This is a genomic window from Micromonospora sp. KC207 (assembly GCF_004348615.1).
Taxonomy (GTDB): domain Bacteria; phylum Actinomycetota; class Actinomycetes; order Mycobacteriales; family Micromonosporaceae; genus Micromonospora.
In genome coordinates, this window is record NZ_SMKJ01000336.1 from 1 (window position 1) to 6930 (window position 6930).

1 protein-coding gene is annotated in these 6930 nt (G+C 75.7%); it reads right to left on the reverse strand.

The genetic code is table 11. The features are described 5' to 3' along the window. Nucleotides 1-6930: SDR family NAD(P)-dependent oxidoreductase (locus tag E1258_RS28360; protein ID WP_132406516.1), on the reverse strand; the 6930-nt coding region annotated here is incomplete at both ends.

Sequence of the window (6930 nt, forward strand, 5' to 3'; positions counted from 1 at the left end):
TAGTTGAACAGGTCGGTGGAGCGGATACGGACGCCCAGCGTCGCGTTGATCGTGTTGGCGATCTCGATGGCGAGCACCGAGTCGACGCCCCGGTCCGCGTGCGGCCCGTCCGGGTCCAGGTCGGCCGGATCGATCCGCAACGCCTGGGCGATCGTCGCCAGGACCGCCGCGCCAACCGCATCGCCCGACGGGACCGGAGCCGACGACCGGTCGGACGCGGCCGGCACCACCGACGCGTCCGATGCCACCGATGTGCCCGACACGGACGCGACCGCCGCGACGGACGGGGACCCGGACCGGACCGGCGTCACGGACGGGGCCGCACCGGACACTTTGCCGGCCGGGGAACGCCCGGGAACGCACATGCCGTCGCTGACCGCCACCAGAACGCTCTGCTGGGCGGTGAGGCTCGGCGGGCAGTCGGCACCGAGGCCGAGCACCACCGTGTCCCGGAATCCCGCACCGGCCAGCGCCACCAGCCAGGCGTCCCGGTCGAGCATCGGCGCGTCCGGGATGCGCAGCATCGCGTCGGTGTACCGCCACCAGCCGTCGAGCAGCCCGAACGTCAGCGTGGCGTAGTCGTGCACCCGGGTGCCCTCGTTGATCACGAGCCAGCCGCCCGGCGCCAGCAGCCGCTTGGCCTGGGCCAGCGCCACCGCCACGTCCGAGGTGGCGTGCAGCACGTTGGTCGCCAGCACCAGGTTGGCCTCACCCGGGAGGAAGTCCTGCCCGGCGACGTCGCGTTCGATGTCGAGCACCCGGAACTTGGCCGCCGGGAACTGTGGGCCGAAGCGTTCGGCGGCCCGCCAGACGAACTGGTGGGACACATCGGTGAACACGTACCGCAGCCGGTCGGCGTACGGGCGCAGCACGCGGAACAGCACCTCGCTGGTGGCTCCGCTGCCGGCACCGATCTCCACGACACGTACCGGTGCGGCGCCGGCGGACGTGCGCCGTCGGACGAACTCCGCCACCGCGTACCCGACCAGGTCGTTGAAGTGGCCGGTCACCTCGTCACCGGCGTAGATGCCGTCGAGCAGTTCACCGGAACCACCCGGGAAGAGCACCTCGGTCGCCGGGACCCGCCCGGCGAGCACCTGCGGGTAGCGGGACAGGCACGCGTCGAGCAGCCGCAGGTGGGGCCGCATCGCCGGATGCTCGGCGGCCAGCCGCCGAGCCTCGTCGGCCACCGGAACCGCCGGGACGTCGGCCGCCGCGGTGACGAGCAGCCGCTCGCCGTCGCGGGTCAGCCAGCCGGCCCGGACGAGCACGTTGACCAGGGCGGTGAGCAGCCGGTCGTGGTCGGCGGACACCCCGAGGATCCGGCGCAGTTCGTCGAGGCTGCTCCGCTGCCCGGCGGCGGTGAGCACACCGGCTCCGCGCAGCGTCTCCAGCAACCAGCGGCGGGCCAGCGCGTCCAGGGCGTCCCAGGCCACACCGGCCCGGCGAACGGTGTCCACGGCGAGCCGGGGCGGGTCCGCCAGCAGCCGGGCCGGCGGCGGGAGCGCCGGCTCGGCCGGCACACCGACCACAGCCGCCGGGGTCGCGGCGGCATCATCCGGCCCGGCCGACGGGCCGACCCTCAGCACCTGGGCCAGCCGGGACGGGTCCGTCCGCACGGCGAGGACTTGGTCGACCGGACCCGCCAGCAGCCGGGTGACGACCTCCATACCCTCGGCCGGCTCGATGGACCGGGCACCCTGCGCGGCGAGCCGTCGGGCGTACTCGGGGGTCGCCACCGCGCCGACGCTGCCCCAGTAGCCCCAGTTCACCACGCGTACCGGCCAGCGGCCGTGGTGACGCAGCAGCCCGGCGAACGCGTCCTCGTAGGCGGACGCCGCCGCGTAGTTGCCCTGCCCGGCGGCGCCCACGAAGGACTGCGCGGAGGAGAGCAGCAGCAGGAAGTCCAGGGATTCCCCGGCCAGCGCGTCGGCGAGCGCCACCATGCCGGCGACCTTCGGCGCGAACACCGCCCGCAACCCCTCGTCGCTCATCGACCGCAGCGTGCCGTCGCGCAGCACGAGGGCCGAGTGCACCACGCCGTGCAGCGCCCCGAACCGGCGCCGGACCTGGGCCACGGCCGCACCGAGCGCCGCCGGGTCGCTGACGTCGGCGGACAGGTAGACCGCCTCGCCACCGGCTGCCGCGATCCGGTCGCACAACCGTTGGTGCGCCTCGCCGGGGACGGACCGGCCGACCAGGGCCAGCCGGGCCCGGGCCGTCCGGGCCAGGTGGTCGGCCAGCTCCGCACCGATGCCGCCGGCACCGCCGACGATCAGGTAGACCCCGCGCTCCCGGTACGGCGACCGGGCCGCCGGGGGCAGCAGGGCGGGACGCAGCTCACGTACCAGGCGGCGTACGCCGCGCAGCAGCACCTCCTCGCCGACGGGCAGGTCCACCGCGATCACGGCCTGCGCCGCCGCCCCCGGGTCGGCCAAGTCGGCTGCCGCGACGTCCAGCACGTGCACCCGCCAGGACGGGTGTTCGCGGGCCGCCGCGCGGGCCAGCCCGTGGCACGTGGCGCCGTACGGGGTGGGGGCGGTGGCCCCGTCGAGCGGGTACACGCCCGCGGTCACCACGCGCAGCGTCAGGGCCGCGTCGGTCCGGCCGGCCGCGCCCAGGGCGCGGACGAGCCGCACCAGACCGAGCGCGGCGTCGTCCCGGTCGGTCTCCGGCAGCACCGCGCCGGGCGGGTCGACCGCCACGACGCAGATCTCCGCGTCGTCCTCGGGCACGCTCGCGGTGTCCAGGTCACCGACGGTGGCGTGCGGATAGCGGCTGGCCAGAGCCGCGGCCAGCGGCCGGCCGGCGGGCGTGGTGAGGATCCAGCCGGCCCGCGCGGGTGGCGTCGCGGGAGCCGGACCCGCCGGCACCCACCGGGGTACGTACAGGTCGGGCAGGCCGGGCCCGGCCGCCTCCGGTACCGCCGGCCGGGTCGTGGTGTCCGCCACATCGGCCGATGCGGGGGTCGGCGGCGTGCCGGGCAGCACCGGGGTGAACCAGTACCGGCTCGGCGCGAACGGGTACGTCGGCAGCGGCACCCGGCGTGGGGATGCCGCCCGGTGCAGCAACCGCCAGTCGACGGCGACCCCGGCGACCCAGAGCCGGCCGAGCTGGGCCAGTTCGGCCGACTCGCACAACGCCCGCAGGTAGTCCCGTCCGGCCGGGCCGTCCACCAGGGACCGGGCCGCCTCGCCGGCCGCCCCCGCTTTGCCGGTGAGCACGCCCTCGGCGTGGCCGTCCGTGGCGAACCGGGCCAGCAGGTCGGCCGTCTCGGCGAGGTCGCCGACCACCATGGCCATCCGCTCGGCCATCGGCTCCCGCCCAATCTGCAGGGTGTACGCCACGTCGGCCAGGGTCAGGTCCGCCGGGCCACCGCCGTACCCACCGTCGCCGGCGCGGCCAAGGACGGTGGCGAGCCGACCGGCGTACGCCCGCAGCCGCTGCGGGTTCCGCGCGGAAAGCACCAGAAGCTGCGGCCCGCCCGAGGGCGGGGCCGGCAGCGGCGGTGCCTCCTCGACCACCAGGTGCACGTTGCTGCCGCCGAACCCGAACGACGACACACCGGCCCGTAGCGGCAGTGGCCGGCCGTCCGAGTCCGGCCAGGGCAGCCACGGTCGGGTCTCCCCCACCACGTGGAACGGCCCACCGTCCAGGGTCAGGTAGGGGTTGAGCGTGTTCAGGTGCAGCACGCCGGGCAGGGTGCGGTGCCGCAGCGCCAGCACCACCTTGACCAGGCTGGCCACACCGGCGGCCGGCTCGAGGTGGCCGATCTGCGTCTTCACCGAGCCGAGGCCGCAGCCACCGGGACGGAGCGTGCTGCCGGCGGCGCGGGCGGCGGCGAAGCCTTCGGTCAGCCCCTCCACCTCCACCGGGTCGCCCAGCTCGGTGCCGGTGCCGTGGGTCTCCACGTACGACACGGTGGCCGGGTCCACGCCGGCGTCGGCGAGGGCGGCGGCGACCAACTCGGCCTGCGCGGCGGAGTTCGGCGCGGTGGGCGAGCTGGCACGGCCGCCGTGGTTGGCCGCACCGCCCCGGATCACCGCGTACACGTGGTCGCCGTCGGCGAGCGCGCGGCGCAGCGGCTTGAGGACCACGACGCCGGCGCCCTCGCCGCGCACGTACCCGTCGGCGGCGGCGTCGAAGGTGCGGCATCGGCCGGTCGGCGAGAGCACCCCGGCCTGGTTGGACAGCACGTAGTAGTACGGCGTAAGAATCAGGCTGACCCCACCGGCCAGCGCCGCCTCACACTCCCCCGCGCGCAGCGCGCGCATCGCCCGGTGCACCGCCATCAACGACGACGAGCAGGCGGTGTCCACGGCCTCACTGGGTCCGCGCAGGTTGAGCTGGTAGGACACCCGGTTGGGCAGCATCGTGTGGGCGTTGCCCGTGCCCACCTGCACCTGGCTGATTCCGGCCTCGGTGAGCAACTGCTGGTACTCGGCGAACTGGACGCCGGCGAAGACGCCGATCCGCCGGCCGGACAGTTCGGTGGCCACCCACCCGGCGTCCTCGACGGCGGCCCACGCGGCCTGCAGGAACAGCCGGTGCTGTGGATCCATCAGCTCGGCCTCCCGGGGGGAGATGCCGAAGAAGTCGGCGTCGAACCGGTCGTGCCCGTCGACGAAGCCGCCCCACCTGGACTGGGTGCGGCCCGGCGCGAAGCGTTCCTCGCTGTAGAACTCCCGCCAGTTCCACCGGTCCGCTGGCACCTCGGTGACCAGGTCCTCTCCGGCGACCAGGCGCTGCCAGAACTCGTCGGGGTCGGCGACGCCGGGGAAGACCCCGGCCATGCCGACGATCGCGATCGGCTCCGCGCCGCCGATACCGCCCGGCCCTGCCGAATCCGGCCCGCCCCCCGGTACGGCGGCGACCCGGGCCACTGGTCCGACCGGTGACTGGTCGACGACCCGGGTGGCCGGTGCGACAGCAGCGACCGGCGCCGGGTCGGCTGGCGCGGGGACGGGCGGAGCCGGCACGGCGTACCGGGCGCGGATCGTGTCGCCCTTCTCCTCCACCAGGTAGCCAGCCACCTCGGCCAGGGACGACCGGGCGTAGAAGAGGGTGGGTGTGACCGTCACCCCGAACACCTCGCTGAGGCGTCCGGCGAGGTCCCGCAGAGTGATCGAATCGAAGCCGAAGGCGCCCAGGTTCTCGTTGAGGTCCATCCGCTCGGCGTCCACACAGAGCACCTCGGCGGCGATGGCCCGTAGCTTCTCCGCCAGCCGGTCCCGCACGACCGCGTCGTCGTGCCCGTCGGCTGCGGTGCTCACGGCCACAACGCCGTTGCTGGCGACCGTCCCGTTGGCCGGGACGGAACCGGTAGCGGGGGCGAGGCCGTTCACGGGGGCGAGGCCGTTCGGAACGCTGGTGCCGTTCCGGGCGGCGGCACCATTCAGGACGGCGGCACCGTTCCCGGCGGTGGGGACGCCGTCCGGCGCCGCGGTTCGCTCAGAAGCAGGCGCGGATGACGACGCGGCGGCACCTGTCAGCCGGTCCAGTGCCGCCGGAGCGCCGGCCAGGACGAGCGCCTGCGGCCAACCGCCGGACAGGATCCGGTCGAACGCGGCCAGCGCGGCCGGGGTGTCCAGGTACGACAGCTCGGCCGAGGCCAGGTACATCGCCTCGCCGGGCAGGTGCATGCCGCCGTCGCGCCACAGCGGCCAGTTGACGCAGACCGTACGACCCCGGCGCTCGCCCCGGGCCCGGTGCGCCTCGCGGGCTTGCGCGTACCCGTCGAGGTACCGGTTGGCCACCCCGTAGTCGCCCAGTCCGATGTCGCCGAGCACCGCCGCCGCTGAGGAAAACAGCACGAAGGCGTCGAGGTCCTCCCCGCGGGTCGCCTCGTCCAGGGCCCGGACGCCGTCGACCTTCGGTCGCAGCACCGCGTCGACGGCGGCGTCGTCCTTCTCCGGCCACGGTCGGGGGTCCATCACCCCGGCCGCGTGCACCACGCCGGTCAAGCCGCCGTACCGGGTGCGCACGTCGCGGACCAGGGCGGTCAGACCGGCGACGTCGGTGACGTCGACCGGGTGGTACTCGACGGAACCCGCACCGGTGCCACGCAACTCGTCGAGGACGCGTTCGCCGTGGGCTGGCAGCGGTGAGCGGCCGGTCAGCACGATACGCGCGCCGTGGCGCGCCGCGAGGTGGCCGGCGACGGCGCGACCGAGCGCACCGAGACCGCCGGTCACCAGCCAGGTGCCGCCGGCCCGCAGCGCGGGCACGCCGGCGGGCGACGACGCACCGTCAGGGTCGGCGGGGACGAGGCGCGGTTCCCACCGGCGGCCGGTCTCGTGCCGCACCTCGCCGCCGGTGGCGTGCCACTCGGCCAACCCGGCCCGCAGGCAGCCGGCCGGGTTGGCGTCGTCGACCACCTCGACGGCAGTGAACGCCACACCGTCCAGCCCCGCCGGGCCGGCGAGGGCGCCGAGCGTCTCCGCCGCCGGGTCCGGATCGGCACCGTACGGGCGGGCATGCACGGCGACCATCCGGCGCACCGGGCTTCCGCGCAGTGCCCGAAGCAGGCGCAGGCCGACCGCGGCGGACCAACCGGGATGCCAGAGGACGAACACGCCGCCGCCGGCCGGCAGGGCGGCCGCCGCAGTCGCCACGCGGTCCAGGGCGGCCGGCCGATCCGGGTCGACGGTCACCACCTCGGGTGCGGTGGGGACGACGGGTGCGGAGACACCGCTGGACGACACGGCGGCGGGCACCGGGGCGATGGAGGCCGAGAGCGCGGCCGTGGCCGTGGCCGCGTCACCGGTGACCAGCAGCAGGGCGGCTGGCGGCGGACCGACCGGTGCCGGTGCCGCGGGTTCCCACCGCCGCGTGTAGACGCGGACCACCGCACCGGGTGACGGAGCGTTCCCGGTCGCGGCGGTGCCGGCGGCGACCGGCGCGACCTCGGCGGGGGCGGCCGGCACGGCG